Genomic DNA, 16,185 nt, shown 5'->3' with positions numbered 1-16,185 from the left:
TCAATCTTCTTCTCGGTCTGGACGCTGGCGCGCAAAAATCACTTCCATACGTGTGCCACCCAGTTCGCAGCCCGAGGCTTTGATTTGACCATCGTACTGTTCGACGATTTCGCGAGCGACCGATAAACCCACACCCTGGCCCGGCCGTAAGGTATCGGCACGTTGCCCACGGTCAAACACCAGGCTGCGTTTGCTTTCCGGGATGCCCGGGCCATCGTCATCAACAAATAAATGCAGCGTGTCGTCCAGTTGGCGGCCTGAAATCTCAACAAACTCAAGGCAGTATTTACAGGCGTTATCCAGCACGTTGCCCATCACTTCCATGAAGTCATTTTTCTCACCGACGAAGGTGATCTCCGGTGAGATATCCAGCGTGATATTCACGCCTTTACGCTGATACACCTTATTGAGCGCCGAACAGAGGCTGTCGAGTAATGGGGCGACGGAATGAAGCTCCCGGCTAAGTAACGGGCTGTCGCCACGCATACTGGCGCGATGCAAATAGTAGCCAATTTGCTGCGAAATACGGCTGATTTGCTCAAGCATTACCGGCTCCGCTTCTTCGATATTCTGTTTATTGGTTCGTAACGAACGCAGGGTGGTTTGCAGTACCGCCAACGGTGTTTTCAGGCTGTGGGTTAAATCCGTCAATGTGGTGCGGTATTTGTCATAGCGGTCTCGCTCGGTACGCAACAGGCGATTAAGATTGCGCACAAGGCTGGTCAACTCGCGAGTCGTTTCGGGGTTCAGGCTGTCGCGGTCATGTTTTTCAAGCTCGCGCACTTCTTTCGCCAGCGCTTCAATTGGGCGCAAACTCCAGCGCGCGGCGAACCAAAGCAACGGGATCACTAACAACAGGTTGGCGAGGAAAACGCAGGTAAACAGGCTCCACACCGTATACGAACGTTTTAATTCGATAGGAATGGTGTCGACAACCACAATGGTTAAGGCGGGCATTTTACCCATGGCCGGGTATTTGTTGACTGCAACTGAGTGGCTGACTTCATCGCTGTAATCGCCATCATAAAAATCTTTGAGTTGGTTCTGGAGCTTTTCATCGTTACCCAGCAAGGCGTGACTGGTATCAAAATTCGCGTCCAGATCGTGAAAACCATCGCTGACCAGCCACTCTTTCTTTATCTGTTGCACCACATGCGGCAAATCACGTTGAGCCCACATCAGGTTACCTTTTTCATCATAGATAAGGGCCATCGTCGGGGTTTTCAGATTAAGATTTTCAGGAATAACGACATTAATTTTACCGTTCTCGTAGGTTGAGAGGGTATAAAACAGGTTGCTCTCCCCGCGCAGTAAACGGAAAGTTGTTTTATCAAAACTGATGTTGTAACCCACCAGCGCCACTAAACCGTAGGCCAGTGACAGCACCATGACGACCACGGCGGTCGCCAGTAAAAAGCGAACCCGTAGCGATAACGGTAAAAAATGTCGGCTTAATTTCATGGTTAACGCAGGTCGAAACGGTAGCCCTGACCACGTACTGTGGTGATAGCTTCATGCTGATACTCAGCCAGAATCTTTTTACGCAGGCGGCCCATCAGCACATCAATGGTGTGGCTTTCGCGCAGTTCGGCATCGGGGTAAAGCTGGAGCATTAATGAATCTTTGCTGACGACTTTGCCATGGTTGCGAATCAGCGTTTCCATAATGGTGTATTCGAACGCGGTCAGCTTGATGAGGTTGTCATTAATGAGCAGTTCGCGGCGTGACAAATCAACCTGGAAGGGGGGCAGAGAAATTACCTGTGAAGCCAGGCCACTGTTGCGGCGCATTAACACCTGCATGCGGGCAACCACTTCTTCAAGATGAAACGGTTTGGTCACGTAATCATCGGCACCGGCACCCAGCACTTCGACCTTATCCTGCCAGCCTTCACGCGCGGTAAGCACCAGAATAGGAATCGTCACGTCGTGACTGCGCCAGCGGCGAATCAGGCTCAGGCCATCTTCATCGGGCAGCCCTAAATCGACAATGGCAATATCGGGGGTATGTTCACTCAGGAAATAGTCTGCTTCTTTGGCATCTTCAGCGGCATCAACCTGATGGCCGGACTCACGCAACTGAACCTTGAGGTGGTGGCGTAACAGAGCATTATCTTCCACAACGAGTACACGCATTCGATTTCCCCAGTCTATAAATGGCATTGATAGTTTAACGCTAATTATGACGGGGAGGGGATAAACCTTGGGTAAACAGTTGGATTGGTGTTGAGTTTAGGACGCCCTCACCCTAACCCTCTCCTGGGGGAGAGGGTTAGGGTGAGGGCGTCCAGGCTTACAATTATTTCAACTCATCAACCATAGTAATAGCGCGGCCAATATAGTTAGCTGGCGTCAGCTCTTTCAGGCGAACTTTCTCTTCTTCTGGCAGTTCGAGGCTGTCGATAAACTGTTTCATGCCTTCAGCATCGACGCGTTTACCGCGAGTCAGCTCTTTCAGTTTCTCGTACGGCTTTTCAATTCCGTAACGGCGCATCACGGTTTGAATCGGCTCAGCCAGCACTTCCCAGTTGAGATCCAGCTCTGCCAGCAGACGGTCGCGGTTCACTTCCAGTTTACTCACACCTTTCAGGGTGGACTGGTAGGCAATCAGCGCATAGCCAATACCCACGCCCAGGTTACGCAGTACGGTGGAGTCAGTCAGGTCACGCTGCCAGCGGGAAACCGGCAGTTTGCTCGCCAGGTGTTGCAGCATTGCGTTGGACAAGCCCAGGTTGCCTTCGGAGTTTTCGAAGTCAATTGGGTTAACCTTGTGCGGCATGGTGGAAGAACCGATTTCGCCTGCTATGGTTTTCTGCTTGAAGTGATTCAGGGCGATGTAACCCCAAACATCACGATCAAAGTCGATCAGAATGGTGTTGAAACGCGCGATGCAGTCGAACAATTCAGCGATGTAATCGTGTGGTTCGATCTGCGTGGTGTACGGGTTCCACTGGATGCCCAGAGAAGTCACGAACTCCTCGCTGAACTGGTGCCAGTCAACTTCCGGGTAAGCCACCATGTGCGCGTTATAGTTGCCGACCGCACCGTTGATTTTACCGAGGATGTCCACTTTCTCTAACTGACGGAACTGGCGCTCCATACGGTATGCCACGTTTGCCATCTCTTTACCCATGGTCGATGGGGTAGCAGGCTGGCCGTGGGTACGGGAAAGCAGTGGGATGTCGCGATACTGAACCGACAGGTCTTTCACCGCATCGATAACTTTACGCCAGTACGGCAGTACCACATCTTTGCGGGCTGTTTCCAGCATCAAAGCATGGGACAGGTTGTTGATGTCTTCTGAAGTACAGGCGAAGTGGATAAATTCAGATACCGCATGCAGGGCAGGGATAGCCGCTACTTTTTCTTTCAGAAAGTACTCAACGGCTTTTACGTCGTGATTGGTGGTGCGCTCAATGGTTTTGATGCGTGCGGCATCTTCTACACTAAACTCAGCGACAATTTTATCAAGGTAACCGATTGCGTCTGCGTCAAAAGCAGGAACTTCCTTGATCGCTGTGTGCGTGGCCAGTTTTTGCAGCCAACGTACTTCGACTTGTACGCGAAATTTCAGCAGACCAAATTCGCTGAAAATAGCGCGCAGAGCGCTGACTTTGTCACCGTAACGTCCATCAACGGGGGATACGGCGGTCAGTGAGGATAATTCCATAAGTTACAACTCCAAAGAGGTTAACAATGAGCAAGAATTTGTTTGGCCTGAGCACACAGGCGACTACGAGAAAACATTAACTGCAAACGTCCACCGCCAACCTGGTGCCAGAGCACAGCGGCGCGAATACCGGCCAGCAACGAGGCGCGGACTTTGCTTTGTACCTGCGGGCTTTGCAGCACGGCAGGGGAACCGGTGACCTGAATCCGTGGGCCTAGTGGGCTGATGACATCAACATAAATACCCGCCATGGCGCTCAGCAGCGTATCGGACTCAAGATCAAAATGTTCAAGCTGACGTTGTAAGCCAGAAATACTGGAACCGAGCTTATCCATCGCGCCTTTGCTGCCGTGAAGTTTACGCTCCAGCACCATCAGGCTCAGGGTATAACGCGTTAATTCAGCGTTCATGCCCTGGCGATTGCTGGCGTTCAACACGCCCAGCAAGGTTTCGAGGCCCAATTTCAGGTTGTCTTCATTTCCACCAAAAACGTCCAGCGTGGAGCCTGGGTTTTGGTCGATAACGCTGTTCAACGAAACATGCAGCGCATCGTTATCACAATGCCCCTGGTGAGCCAATTGCTGAACCAGACGGGCAGACTGGCAGATCCCTGCCAGCGCGATAGTGATGTCATAGTAATTTTTGGCCACGAAGGTATTCGTCCTTGTTTGCGATGTTTGCGATTAAACTTTGCGATTAAACAACAAGCGGCAGACGCTGCTCAATAACACCACCACCGAGGCACACTTCACCGAGATAGAACACGGCTGACTGGCCTGGGGTGACGGCGGCAACGGGCTCGTCAAAACGCACTTCAATACGATCCGCATCAAGCGGCGTAATGGTGCAAGGAAGATCGGTCTGACGATAACGCGTTTTCACCGTGCATTTCAACGGCTCGGTCAGCGTTTCGCGGTCGACCCAATGAAGTTGCTGCGCAATCAAGCCAACGGACATCAGTCGTGGATGCTCACTACCTTGTGCAACCACCAGAATATTGTTCTCAACGTCTTTATCGACCACATACCACGGATCTTCGCTACCTTCTTTGGTGCCACCGATACCCAGACCTTTACGCTGTCCCAGCGTGTGGTACATCAACCCCTGATGCTCACCAATAGCTTCACCATCAACGGTGATGATTTTACCCGGCTGTGCAGGCAGGTAACGGCCGAGGAATTCGCGGAATTTGCGCTCGCCAATAAAGCAGATACCGGTAGAGTCTTTTTTCTTCGCGGTGATCAAGTCTAACTCTTCCGCAATACGGCGCACTTCTGGCTTTTCCAGTTCGCCAACCGGGAACAGGCTTTGCGCAATTTGCTCGTGGCCAAGCGTATAGAGGAAGTAGCTTTGATCTTTATTGCTGTCTAAACCGCGCAGCAGACGGCTTTTTCCGTCCACGTCTTCGCGACGCACGTAGTGACCGGTGGCGATGTAGTCGGCACCTAAATCTTCAGCGGCAAATTCGAGGAAGGCTTTAAATTTGATTTCTTTGTTGCACAGAATATCCGGGTTTGGTGTGCGCCCGGCTTTGTACTCTTCCAGGAAGTGTTCAAACACGTTATCCCAGTATTCTGCGGCAAAGTTTACGGTGTGCAGTTCAATGCCGAGTTTGTCACAAACGGCTTGTGCGTCTGCTAAATCAGCGGCTGCGGTGCAGTACTCCTCGCCATCGTCCTCTTCCCAGTTCTTCATGAACAGGCCTTCCACCTTGTAACCCTGTTGTTGTAACAAGTAAGCGGAAACGGAGGAATCGACACCGCCGGACATCCCGACGATCACTTTTTTCTGGCTGTTATCAGACATGGAGTCACTCACGACATTGAACTTAAAGGCGGCATATTCTAGCACGCATCACCGGGCCTGGCACCCTTAACTAAAGGGCCAATTAAATGCACCCAGCATGCTGAGCGGATAACGTTCAGCGCGTTGATAGCAGCGAATACTCTCAGCGACTAAAGGTGAGCGTAAATTTTCAGCGTTAACAATTTGTTGCGGATCCAGCCATAAACAACGATCGATGTCGCTGTCATGCGGCGAGGTAGGGAGTTGTTCTTCAAGATCGATGGCAAACAGAAATCGCAGAAAAGGAGTGTTATCCGGGGCTATCCATTGGTGCATGCGGATAAACGTTTGCGGTTGCGCAGAAATACCGGTTTCTTCATATAATTCGCGCGTAGCGGCTTCAACCAGTGTTTCGTCAGCTTCCAGATGCCCGGCAGGCTGATTCCACGTGGCTTTGCCATTGATTGTTTCTTCAACAACTAAAAATTTCCCCTGCGCCTGAACGACGCAAGCGACGGTAACGTGCGGTTTAAACATCGTTATTCTCCCTGTCTCAAATTCATTAGCATGATCATTTTAAAGTGATCTGGATCACATTTTTACCTTGTGCCATATACTCGTGAGGTTTGGCACTTTCCACGAGGGTACTTCGATGCAACTTACCACGCGCATTATGCCGCAGAGCAAACGTATCGCTTTAGTGGCACACGATCCTTGCAAACCTGACCTTCTCAACTGGGCCGTTGATAACCAAATGGCGCTCAGCAACCATATCATTTATGCAACCGGTACCACGGGGAACCTGTTGCAATCCCACACTCGTTTGTCCGTTCTGGCATTAATGAGCGGTTCAATTGGCGGCGATCAACAGCTTGGTTACTTGATTGCCTCGGGCCAGATTGATGTGCTTATCTTCTTCTGGGACCCGCTGAGTGCCGTGCCCCATCACTCTGATGTAAAAGCGTTAATGCGGCTGGCAACGGCCTGGAATATACCGATTGCCAGCAATGCCTGTAGCGCGAACTTCCTGATTCATTCATCTTTATTTGAACAAGCTCTGGAAATTACCGTCCCGGATGGTGATGCTTTCCTCAGCAGCCGGGTTTCTCACGTTACGCAACATGGTGTTAATACGCAGCAGCTTTTATAGCGAATCCAGCGGAATCTCCCGCCATTCACCCGGTGCCAAACCGGCAAGCTCAAGATTGCCCATAGAAAAACGTATCAGGCGTAGCGTTGGATAACCGACATGCGCCGTCATCCTTCGCACCTGTCTGTTTCGCCCTTCGTATAAGGTGATTTTCAACCAACTTGTTGGAATCGCTTTACGCTCACGAATAGGCGGATTTCTCGCCCATATCCACTCCGGCTCGCAAACCAGTTCAGCGCCAGCGGGCAGGGTAGGACCGTCGTTTAGCGTGATTCCGTTACGCAGTGATTCCAGTGCTTCTTCCGTAGGCAAACCTTCAACCTGCACGAAATAAATCTTACCGGTGCGTTTGCCTGGCTGAGTCAGTTGCGCCTGTAATGCGCCATCGTTGGTTAATACCAGCAAACCTTCGCTATCGCGATCTAAACGACCTGCCGCGTAAATTCCTTGTAATGGTATGTAATCTTTCAGCGTGCTGCGACCCGCTTCATCGGTAAATTGCGGTAGCACATCGTAGGGTTTATTGAAGATAACCAGCCGCTTCGGCCCACTTGTTGCGGGCTTTTTGACTGGGCGTCGCGTGCTGAATCGTTTAACTGTTGGATTTCTAAAAGAAGTTTTATTCATAGTGTTTTCAGACGTCAGGGATTAACGCATTATAACGGAAATCACCAGTGATTGGCGCGGGCCTGATATTCAAGTAGTATTGACACGCACATTACAAATCATTAACAAAAAGAAGCGCTCGAAGGAGAAGGTTAATGGAAAGCAAAGTAGTTGTTCCGGCGGAAGGTAAAAAGATCACCCTGCAAGATGGCAAACTGAATGTTCCTCACAACCCAATCATTCCTTTCATTGAAGGTGATGGTATCGGTGTGGACGTGACGCCAGCGATGATTAAGGTGGTTGATGCTGCCGTGCAGAAGGCCTACAAAGGCGAGCGGAAAATTTCCTGGATGGAAATCTATACCGGCGAAAAATCTACCCAACTTTATGGCCAGGATGTCTGGCTGCCAGAAGAAACTCTGGACCTGATTCGTGATTACCGCGTGGCGATTAAAGGGCCACTGACCACGCCAGTTGGCGGCGGCATTCGTTCCCTGAACGTTGCTCTGCGTCAGCAGCTTGACCTGTACGTGTGCCTGCGCCCGGTGCGTTACTACCAGGGCACTCCTAGCCCGGTTAAACACCCAGAGCTGACCAACATGGTTATCTTCCGTGAAAACTCAGAAGATATTTATGCCGGTATCGAGTGGAAGGCTGACAGCGCTGAAGCTGAAAAAGTCATCAAATTCCTGCGTGATGAAATGGGCGTAACGAAAATTCGTTTCCCTGAACATTGCGGTATCGGCATCAAGCCGTGCTCAGAAGAAGGCACCAAACGCCTGGTTCGTGCAGCCATCGAATACGCAATCACCAACGACCGTGATTCTGTGACCCTGGTTCACAAAGGCAACATCATGAAATTCACCGAAGGTGCTTTCAAAGACTGGGGCTACCAACTGGCGCGTGAAGAGTTCGGCGGCGAACTGATTGATGGCGGCCCATGGGTGAAACTGAAAAACCCTAACACCGGCAAAGAAATCGTTGTAAAAGACGTGATCGCCGATGCGTTCCTGCAACAGATCCTGCTGCGCCCTGCTGAATATGATGTTATCGCTTGTATGAACCTGAACGGTGACTACATCTCCGACGCCCTGGCAGCTCAGGTTGGCGGTATCGGTATTGCACCAGGCGCTAACATCGGTGACGAATGCGCACTGTTCGAAGCGACCCACGGCACTGCACCAAAATATGCTGGCCAGGATAAAGTGAACCCAGGTTCTATCATCCTTTCCGCAGAAATGATGCTGCGTCATATGGAATGGTTCGAAGCGGCTGACTTAATTGTTAAAGGTATGGAAGGCGCGATTAACGCCAAAACCGTAACTTACGATTTCGAACGCCTGATGGATGGCGCTAAGCTGCTGAAATGTTCAGAGTTTGGCGATGCAATGATCAAGCATATGTAATTAGCGATTTCGCTGATTTCAAAGCGGGAGCCTGGTGCTCCCGTTTTTTATGGTCACTCTGAAAAGCTCTCTGCAAAACCCCTGCAAAACTCTTCTGCAAAACTGAGTGAAATTTGTACTGGTTAAATAGCTAAAACAATCCAGTCTTTTCCTCGATCATCGTTATACCGATCAGTCATTGCCTGATTTTTATGGCCCAATAATTTTTGTGTGTCGATTCCTTGTGCCCGGTAAAGTCGTTCTGATAAGGATCGTTGTTCATGGAAGGTGGGGGGCGTTCCTTCTTTCCATTTCAGACCACTGTTATCCCTGACGCGAGAAAAAGAAGTGGTTATCGATGCAGTTGAAACTGGTCCGCCACGCTTAGCTTTCCCTGTTGTGTGATGAATATGCAAAATATGCGGACTGATAATCATGTCACGGCATCTGGCTATCACTTCGCGCAGCGTTATATCCAGTTCGTTGCAGCGTAAAGAAAGGGGGATTGCTAGTTTCATCCCTGTTTTCTCCTGTTCTACATGCAGGTGATCATCCCAGATATCTGAAAACCTCATCCGAGAAATATCCCCTAGGCGTTGCCCTGTTACGACGGCAAGCAGCATAGAATTCTGTACATAGTTTTGACTGTTTTCGGCGGTGTTGAATATTATCCGCCACTCATCAATGCTAAACCTCTCACGCTGAACTTTATTGATTGGTTTTCTTGTGGCCAGCGCCGGGTTATAACCCGGTTCGACCTCACCGGCATGCTGAGCTTCTTTATAAACATCGACCAGAACCATTCGAACAATCTGGGCCATACGCCGTTGTCCGCGAATTTTATACTCTTCAATAATGGCCGCGATATCTCGAGCACCAACTGACTGCAATTCCATTGAGCCGCATTCTCGGCGGAATACTTCTACGGGCGCTGATTTTTGTTTAAAGGTGTTGAGTTTAATTTCTCCAGCACTCAGCCTTTCGTTTTGAAATTTCATGTAGCTATCGAGCCAACTTGTTACCGTGATTGAAAGTCCGAGTTTAGTGCTGATTTTTTCGCGTATAGAGAACAGTTGCTTCATCTTTTGCTCAGCCAGGCGAGTGTTGGCTTCGATGGCAATACCTCTAGCTTCCTCTTCGTTATCACCTAAGCCGTGAAATTTTCCGGTTACAGGATGCTTATAACGCCAGTAAACTTTTTTGGTTCTGGCGTCGGTGTAGCAGGACAGACCGGGGATATTCACATTGTATTTACGGGGGCGCGCCATCTTCGAGAATCCTCATTAAACGTGGATTGTCATCTTTCTTTATCACTGGTTTATCTGTCATGCCAATAAAGCGAGCCGTAGCTTCGACACGCCAGCATCGCCCTGCTTTAAAAGGTGGGGGAGATATCATGCCGTTTTTCGCATACTTCAGCAGAGTAGGTTTGCTGGGTACAGGAGCGGTAAATTCATCAAGAGCCCATGCATCTAACGTTAATGTTCTGGCCATAAGTCCTCCATACACCCGGCTGCACCAGGGCGCGTTTACTAGTCAGTATTAGTGGTCTGGATTAATTATCCTCCAGATAGCAGACACGTATTTAGCCTAGTGTTTAGTATCATCCAGCGAGCTGAGTCTGCGAGTGGTTGTAATGTATTCGCCATTACACAGCTCTCTTCACAAAAATAATCCAGTAGGTTTTGTCGGATTTTCCAGTACGTTGCCAGATAATCGGCTTCTCGTCGGTTAGCGCAAGAATATGGCTAACCGGCACCTGCGTTTCGTTCCATTTGAAGATGAGAACTCCTTGTGGCCGTAGCACTCGGAATGCTTCATGGAAACCAGCGCGCAGGTCATCGCGCCATGTATTTTTGTTCAGGGCACCATACTTTTTGCGCATCCACGCATTTTCACCGACACGCTCAAGGTGTGGCGGGTCAAACACGACAACTGGGAACGAGTCACTGGCGAATGGCAGCGCGCGGAAGTCGGCAATCAAATCTGGGGTGATAATCAGCTTACGGCCATCACAAAGGGTGTGCTGCTCGGTGCGGACATCGCTGAATAAAGCGCGTTCATCCTGCTTATCGAACCAGAACATGCGAGACCCGCAGCACATGTCAATAATTGAAGGTGGCACGTTGGGTTTAGTGTTCATGAGCTTTTCCCTCACGCAGTATTGCGTTCTCTGCCATAAGGGTGACTCGCTGATCCAAAGATTCACTTAGGGCAATAAAGGTCACATCAAGTCTGGTGGCAACTTCACGCATTAATTTGGCTTCTGCTGGTGGCAGGGTTGGGACGGCAGCATACGCAGCAGCAACCAGGTCTTTTACTTTAAGATACTGGTGCATGTGCGAAGCTCCATCAGGTCGTTGAAGCGAGTCATGAACAACCCGAAAGCTTGTCCCGGTCGCAGAGGAACAATCTGGATCATGTCGCTGGTAGGAATACCTTCAAGAATGGGCCATTCGGTACCGTCATCAATGTCCAGATCTCGACGTTCAGTGGCCAGCATTGTCAGGTCGGCATATTTCACAACGGCGGACTGTTTCGGCGGCAAGTTGTACTTAAAGCGGATAAGCCCATCTACGAAAGTTTCGATCCGTTGGTAGTCTGGCAGCAGTGCTTTAAGTGGCGCGGGAATGTCCTGGCAATATGCCTCAGCCGCATCATGCATCAACGCTTCAAATGCGAATTCAGGCGCTACCAATTGACTGCACAATACTGAGTGTTGCGCTACGGAATAGAACTCAGGTAAATGGCCTGTGAAGCGGCAAATATGCGATAACGCGGTGGCGATATCTTCAATCTCGATATCGTCAACAGTGGCGTTCGTATAGTGAAAATGCTTGCCGGATAAAGTCTGTATAAAGCCCATCGGTTATTTCTCCATATATTCGCAGCTGCACCTGCGGCTGATTTTGGTTGCACGAATCCCTCGCCGTGTGGCGATTAAAAAAGGAATTACGCTTCACTAATTGCCCCAGGGTGCAGGGCAATTAAGGCAGAGCAATTACGCTTTGAAGTTACCTATGAATGCTTCCACTGGTTTCTCGTTGAACTTGCCGATCAGCAGGTCACGGAATTCATTAGCGATAGCTTCTTCCTGGGCTTCCAGTTGGATGATACGCAGTACGAAACACGGCTCGCTACTTTTCAGCAGGCTGTTACGCATGCTGAAGGCACGTTCACCTAGCCAATGTTATGAAATCAGTTCCCGCCATGGTGGCTCCGGGTGCTGATGTCGTCGCCGCCATTGTGGGAAGTGATGCAGCTAATGTCGATGCCTTTTGGCCTGAAGGTCATAGCCTCAGAATTATTGACGAACTTCCGGCAGGGTTTAAAGCTGACGGGACGTGGGTTTTTGATGGGGTTAACTTTACGACATTGCAGATAGCACAGCCAAAAACGCAAGTGGAATTGCTGTGGGAAGAAGTTGCAAAACTAAAGGCCATGATTAGAAAAAAATGATTTAAGAAACAGCAAACCAAAGGCATTCGCCGCCGCAAGGCATGAATTAACCACAACCACCTTCGGGTGGTTTTTTTATAAGGGAAAAATATGGGATTGCATGGCATCGATATGCAAACAACGGGTGGCAATATCTACCCGATTGCAACAGTGCAAACGGCGGCGATTGGTATCGTGGGTACCGCGCCGGATTCAGCGGGTGCCGTAGCCGCATCACTCATCACGGGGACGTCGATTCTCGATAACGTGATTACCTGGTCTGCCACTTCGCTCTTTCCTGGCACGTTGGGGAATGCGTTAAGCGTGGTGGCCGTGCTGGGTGATGACTCTGTGGCAACAGTCGCAGCGACATTTGCGAACCAGGAATTGACGATTACGCTCGTGGCCACAAGCGGCGCATCAACATCAACAGCTGCTGAGGTGGTCGAGGTTGTTAATGCAATCGAAACACCGGGAATTCTGGCGACCCTGTCCGGTACTGGCGATGGCATTATCGCGCCTTCTCAGAAACAACAATTGGCAGGTGGTACGGATGAGCCATTTCCGTTAAATACTCCGTTCGTCATTTATGGCAGTCAGCCACAGGCCGATAAGCTCGGTACGGCAGGTACTCTTCACACTGCAATAGGTGAGATTTTTGAGCAGACCGGCGCGTTGATTGTTGGTGTCCGCGTGGATGAGGGGGCTACGAACCCGGAAGCTATTGCCAATATCATCGCAGGCATTGATATTTTTCTGTCTGCACAGGCTGCAGTTTCAGTGACGCCGAAGATTTTGATTACCCCTGAGTTTTCCGAAGATGACGGTGTGGGTAAGAAGCTGGAATCTGTGGCCACGCAGCTCCGGGCCGTGACTTATCTGGATAGTCTCTCGATGGCCACACCTGCCAGTGTTATCCAGCGCCGCGCACTTTACGGTGAGCGCGTTGAAATTCTGCGACCACGTCTGAAAGTCACAAATGATAAAGGCGAGAAAATCTATCGCCCCGCTTCTACTTACACTGCCGGACTTCGCTCCCGTATTGATGATGACCTGGGTTGGTGGTGGTCAAAATCAAATCAGGCGATGTACGGTTTTGAAGGACTTGAGCAGATCGACAGCTGGTCAATCGGTGATGAAAACACCGTTGCCAACCAGCTCAACATGAACGGCGTCAGTACCATTATCAATTACGGTGGATTCCGACACTGGGGTAACCGCAACTGCAGTATCGATCCCTTGCGCTGGTTTGAGGTGGCAGTGCGAACCGATGATATCTTGCGCGATTCTATCCAGTCCGGGCTTTTCCCCTATATGGATCGGCCACTGGATATCATGCAGGCAAACGACGCGGTGGCATCCGTGAATGCTTACCTGAAGGAACAGACTGAACTGGGGGCCATTCACGGTGGCACGGCGTGGCTCGACGACGAAATTAATACGGCAGAAACCATTATTGCAGGCCATCTGTATATCGATTATGACTACGGTTTCAAATCGCCAACCGAGCGTATTACCTGCCGTGTTCGTCTGAATCCTAATTATGCTAAAGGTGGCGCACAATGAGTAAAACATTTTTAACCCGCTGGGCGCTTTATTCCGAAGGCTCTCATGTAGCCAATGCATCGGAATACACGCCGCCGGCACTCGGAATCACAGAAGCTGAGTTTCGTGCTGGTCACATGGATATGCCACTGGTTCTCGATGATGGTATGGAGGCGATGAGCGTCACTATCAAACTGGTAGGGGCCGATGAGCGAATTTTGTCGCTGTTTGGCTTCCAGTCTGGTGGTAATCCTCGTTTTGTCGTCCGTGAGGGATATGTCTCCGGAAAGAGCAAAAACCTCCTTGAGGATAAAATGGAGGGGTTAATTACCCGCTATGAATCCGATGCCAGAACGGAGACCGATCGTGCCAAAAGTGGCGTAACCATCACACTGCGCCCTTCTTTATATTCGCGAACCATCGACGGGAAAGAGGTGATTTATATCGATGCTATTAATGGCGTGCGGCGAATTAATGGTGTTGATCAGTTTAAAGAAATCACAGATTTTGTGATGGGTAAAAACCTGTAATTCATTCCAGTTATCGGTCATTAATGGGCGCTCAGGCGCCCATTTTATATTTAAGGGCTTTTAAATGACATACCCGGCAGAAGTGAAAATTATTACGCTGTATACCCCTATTAAGGATCAGCAGGGAAATGAACTGACGTGCCTTTCTATGCGTGAGCCGAAAGTATTTGATCGTCTGAAATTCAGCTATTTGACATGCTCCGAAGATGAAAAGGATTTAATCATGATTTCTGATTTATGCGGACAGGAAGCAGATGTTCTAAAAGGATTGACGATTGCCGATTACAAACAGCTTGAGGATCAGTTTGTCGTTTTTATGGTTCCGCCACAAAAACGGGCGGCGTTGCTGAAGAAAATGGGATATCAGAAAGAGAAATCCAGCGGGCAATAATTAAATTATCCCTGACCATGCATGGATGGCAACCCTCTGAAATTACCAATTTACCTTTCCGCGTATTTGTTGATTTCTTATCTCTGACAAGGAAAAAGTAATATGGGTGTAGTGTCGAGTAGTTTCAAAGCTACCGTGACGTTCGGTGGTGTAGTCTCAAATAGTTTCAAAAGTTCGTCAAAAACGCTCACGGAAGGGATCACTGACGCTGAAATGGCAGTTGCCAGACTGACTAAAAAGCAAGAAGTCCTGGCACAGAAAATCAAAAAAGGCACGCTGGCAGGCAAGGATGTGAGCCGGCTGAAAAGAGAATATACGGAGCTTGGAAGAAGTATTGAAGAGGCGAACAGGGATGCGGAACAGCTCAATCGTACGCTGAGAATTCGTCAAGCCTTGACCGCGCCGCTGAGAGGTGCTGCCGGAATTGGTAAAGCAGGGCTTGGAGCAGCCATGTCTGGGGCTGGTCCACTTTTCGGGGTAGCTACAGGATTAGTCGGAGGAGCGCTGGCCATCAATGCTACTACAGCAGAACAGGCTGGTGTGGCGAAGGGATATGGCGTCAGCCTGAATAAGTTCAAAGCCTGGGATGCGGTAGGAAAACAGATTGGGATGAATGGAGAGGCATTCGGCGATCTTGCTGAAGAGCTATCCAATAAAATCGGTGAGTTCAAGGCTCTCGGTGAGCAATCTTCCGTCAGTGACGCTTTTACAGGGTTGGGGATAACCAGTAGTTCACTCACTGGAAAGACAAACGAAGAGCAGATGGCGCTCATCCTGAACCGGGCGCTCGAAGTGAAGGATGAGCAGGTTGCCCGCTCAATGATTGACATGGTACTGGGTGGGGAGGGCAACAAAATACTCGCGTACATGAAGATGTCAGGCAAAACGTACGAAGAGCTGATGTCTGCACAGGAAAAGTACATCCTGACGACCAAAAAGGGTGAAGAAGGAGCTGTTAGTGGCCAGATGGCTATGTCCAGTATGTGGACAGCATTAAGCAGTGCAGCACAAGAAGTTATAGGCACACTGGCTGGTGACCTGGCACCATCAATCACGAAGTATGCAGATGAGTTTTCTGCCTGGTTCTCAACGGGTGGGAAAGAAATTCTGGTTAACGGGATTACCAGTTTCGCAATATCAATCAGCGATTTTTGGACAAATCAGCTCAGCCCTGTCCTTTCAGCATTATGGCGTGGGCTTCAGGTATTAGCCGAATTTATTAATAAAAATTTTGCTGATTATGAAACTGAGTTTACCAGGACAAGTGATATGGGAATAATCCGACAACTTGCCAATGAAGAATGGGATCGTCTAAATCCGAATGCTTCGATGTTTGATCGAAAGGCTATGCGCGAGAAAAAAGCGCATGAAGATGAGCAGGTGGCCAGAAAGCAACGTGAATTAGATCCTATCTATATTAATGAGCTCCAGAAAGCCCAGGAACGACCCTTATCCATTGACGAACGATTCAGGGCGGTCACTACGTTCGAAACTCCGGTGTTACCAAAAGGAGGGGCGCTCGGTGTGACCCCACTGCAACAATTCCCTATTAGCGTCACCGTTCAGGCTGCATCAGGCGATGATGCCATGACCATAGGGAAAAATGTGGGAGAGGCTGCCATTAATGTCTTCAAATTAAGTCTTGGTGACAGCGGCATCATGACACCACCAACGCTCGGAGGATGA

General features: G+C 49.6%; 19 protein-coding genes and 1 pseudogene. 7 read left to right on the top strand and 13 right to left on the bottom strand.

The window, feature by feature from the left end; all coding sequences use genetic code 11:
* From phoQ to MNO13_RS15295, 6 genes are all read right to left on the bottom strand, one after another.
* The gene (phoQ, locus tag MNO13_RS15320) at positions 1 to 1,461 is read right to left on the bottom strand and encodes a two-component system sensor histidine kinase PhoQ (protein WP_241938969.1); all 1,461 of its coding nucleotides are present in this window, start codon (positions 1,459 to 1,461) and stop codon (positions 1 to 3) included.
* 2 nt (positions 1,462 to 1,463) lie between these two features.
* Positions 1,464 to 2,135: a two-component system response regulator PhoP gene (phoP, locus tag MNO13_RS15315; protein WP_064547718.1), complete on the bottom strand. Its 672-nt coding sequence runs from the start codon at positions 2,133 to 2,135 to the stop codon at positions 1,464 to 1,466.
* A 163-nt stretch (positions 2,136 to 2,298) separates the two neighbouring features.
* The gene (gene purB / locus MNO13_RS15310; protein WP_064547716.1) at positions 2,299 to 3,669 is read right to left on the bottom strand and encodes an adenylosuccinate lyase; all 1,371 of its coding nucleotides are present in this window, start codon (positions 3,667 to 3,669) and stop codon (positions 2,299 to 2,301) included.
* Between the two features lie 20 nt (positions 3,670 to 3,689).
* A complete protein-coding gene (gene hflD, locus MNO13_RS15305; protein WP_241938968.1) occupies positions 3,690 to 4,319 on the bottom strand; it encodes a high frequency lysogenization protein HflD in 630 nt (209 codons plus the stop codon).
* A 46-nt stretch (positions 4,320 to 4,365) separates the two neighbouring features.
* On the bottom strand, positions 4,366 to 5,475 hold the full coding sequence (mnmA, locus tag MNO13_RS15300) for a tRNA 2-thiouridine(34) synthase MnmA (RefSeq protein ID WP_064547712.1): 1,110 nt from the start codon (positions 5,473 to 5,475) through the stop codon (positions 4,366 to 4,368).
* A gap of 66 nt (positions 5,476 to 5,541) precedes the next feature.
* Positions 5,542 to 5,991 (bottom strand): NUDIX hydrolase, encoded by a 450-nt coding sequence (locus MNO13_RS15295; protein WP_064547710.1) that lies wholly within the window; start codon positions 5,989 to 5,991, stop codon positions 5,542 to 5,544.
* A gap of 115 nt (positions 5,992 to 6,106) precedes the next feature.
* On the opposite strand from MNO13_RS15295, the gene MNO13_RS15290 reads away from it, so the two are divergent.
* Positions 6,107 to 6,604, top strand: a complete 498-nt coding sequence (locus MNO13_RS15290; RefSeq protein WP_064547709.1) for a methylglyoxal synthase — start codon at positions 6,107 to 6,109, stop codon at positions 6,602 to 6,604.
* Here MNO13_RS15290 and rluE read toward each other — a convergent pair.
* A complete protein-coding gene (gene rluE, locus MNO13_RS15285; RefSeq protein ID WP_064547707.1) occupies positions 6,599 to 7,231 on the bottom strand; it encodes a 23S rRNA pseudouridine(2457) synthase RluE in 633 nt (210 codons plus the stop codon). The two genes, MNO13_RS15290 and rluE, sit on opposite strands and share 6 nt — an antisense overlap.
* 134 nt (positions 7,232 to 7,365) lie before the next feature.
* Here rluE and icd point away from each other — a divergent pair, with 134 nt between their 5' ends.
* On the top strand, positions 7,366 to 8,616 hold the full coding sequence (gene icd / locus MNO13_RS15280) for an NADP-dependent isocitrate dehydrogenase (protein WP_133522638.1): 1,251 nt from the start codon (positions 7,366 to 7,368) through the stop codon (positions 8,614 to 8,616).
* 122 nt (positions 8,617 to 8,738) lie between these two features.
* Here the strand turns inward: icd and MNO13_RS15275 are convergent, their stop codons facing one another.
* From MNO13_RS15275 to MNO13_RS15250, 6 genes and pseudogenes are all read right to left on the bottom strand, one after another.
* Positions 8,739 to 9,863, bottom strand: coding sequence for a phage integrase Arm DNA-binding domain-containing protein (locus tag MNO13_RS15275; RefSeq protein ID WP_241938967.1), 1,125 nt, complete (start codon positions 9,861 to 9,863; stop codon positions 8,739 to 8,741).
* Complete coding sequence (locus MNO13_RS15270) at positions 9,847 to 10,089, bottom strand: excisionase (RefSeq protein ID WP_133522636.1); 243 nt, start codon at positions 10,087 to 10,089, stop codon at positions 9,847 to 9,849. The genes MNO13_RS15275 and MNO13_RS15270 overlap by 17 nt, the downstream gene beginning before the upstream one ends.
* 154 nt (positions 10,090 to 10,243) lie before the next feature.
* Positions 10,244 to 10,738: a class I SAM-dependent methyltransferase gene (locus MNO13_RS15265; protein ID WP_133522635.1), complete on the bottom strand. Its 495-nt coding sequence runs from the start codon at positions 10,736 to 10,738 to the stop codon at positions 10,244 to 10,246.
* Positions 10,728 to 10,934, bottom strand: coding sequence for a hypothetical protein (locus tag MNO13_RS15260; RefSeq protein ID WP_241938966.1), 207 nt, complete (start codon positions 10,932 to 10,934; stop codon positions 10,728 to 10,730). The genes MNO13_RS15265 and MNO13_RS15260 overlap by 11 nt, the downstream gene beginning before the upstream one ends.
* Positions 10,913 to 11,461: an HD family hydrolase gene (locus MNO13_RS15255; RefSeq protein ID WP_241938965.1), complete on the bottom strand. Its 549-nt coding sequence runs from the start codon at positions 11,459 to 11,461 to the stop codon at positions 10,913 to 10,915. Before MNO13_RS15255 ends, MNO13_RS15260 begins: the two co-directional genes overlap by 22 nt.
* A gap of 135 nt (positions 11,462 to 11,596) precedes the next feature.
* Positions 11,597 to 11,779, bottom strand: a pseudogene (locus MNO13_RS15250) (hypothetical protein); the annotation flags it as partial.
* 8 nt (positions 11,780 to 11,787) lie between these two features.
* Between MNO13_RS15250 and MNO13_RS15245 the strand changes: the two are divergent.
* The 5 genes from MNO13_RS15245 (at position 11,788) to MNO13_RS15225 (ending at position 16,185) form a co-directional block, all read left to right on the top strand.
* Positions 11,788 to 12,054 (top strand): hypothetical protein, encoded by a 267-nt coding sequence (locus MNO13_RS15245; protein WP_241938964.1) that lies wholly within the window; start codon positions 11,788 to 11,790, stop codon positions 12,052 to 12,054.
* Between the two features lie 90 nt (positions 12,055 to 12,144).
* Positions 12,145 to 13,599 (top strand): phage tail sheath subtilisin-like domain-containing protein, encoded by a 1,455-nt coding sequence (locus tag MNO13_RS15240; RefSeq protein WP_241938963.1) that lies wholly within the window; start codon positions 12,145 to 12,147, stop codon positions 13,597 to 13,599.
* On the top strand, positions 13,596 to 14,108 hold the full coding sequence (locus MNO13_RS15235) for a phage major tail tube protein (protein ID WP_241938962.1): 513 nt from the start codon (positions 13,596 to 13,598) through the stop codon (positions 14,106 to 14,108). Before MNO13_RS15240 ends, MNO13_RS15235 begins: the two co-directional genes overlap by 4 nt.
* A 64-nt stretch (positions 14,109 to 14,172) precedes the next feature.
* Positions 14,173 to 14,499: a phage tail assembly protein gene (locus tag MNO13_RS15230; protein ID WP_241938961.1), complete on the top strand. Its 327-nt coding sequence runs from the start codon at positions 14,173 to 14,175 to the stop codon at positions 14,497 to 14,499.
* A gap of 102 nt (positions 14,500 to 14,601) precedes the next feature.
* Positions 14,602 to 16,185 carry a hypothetical protein gene (locus MNO13_RS15225; RefSeq protein WP_241938960.1) on the top strand — a complete coding sequence of 528 codons (1,584 nt, stop codon included), beginning with the start codon at positions 14,602 to 14,604 and terminating at the stop codon, positions 16,183 to 16,185.

It is taken from the genome of Buttiauxella ferragutiae (genome assembly GCF_022637515.1).
Lineage (GTDB): Bacteria > Pseudomonadota > Gammaproteobacteria > Enterobacterales > Enterobacteriaceae > Buttiauxella > Buttiauxella ferragutiae.
Note: the sequence above shows the minus strand (reverse complement) of the source record. Positions and strands in the feature narration are given on the sequence as shown.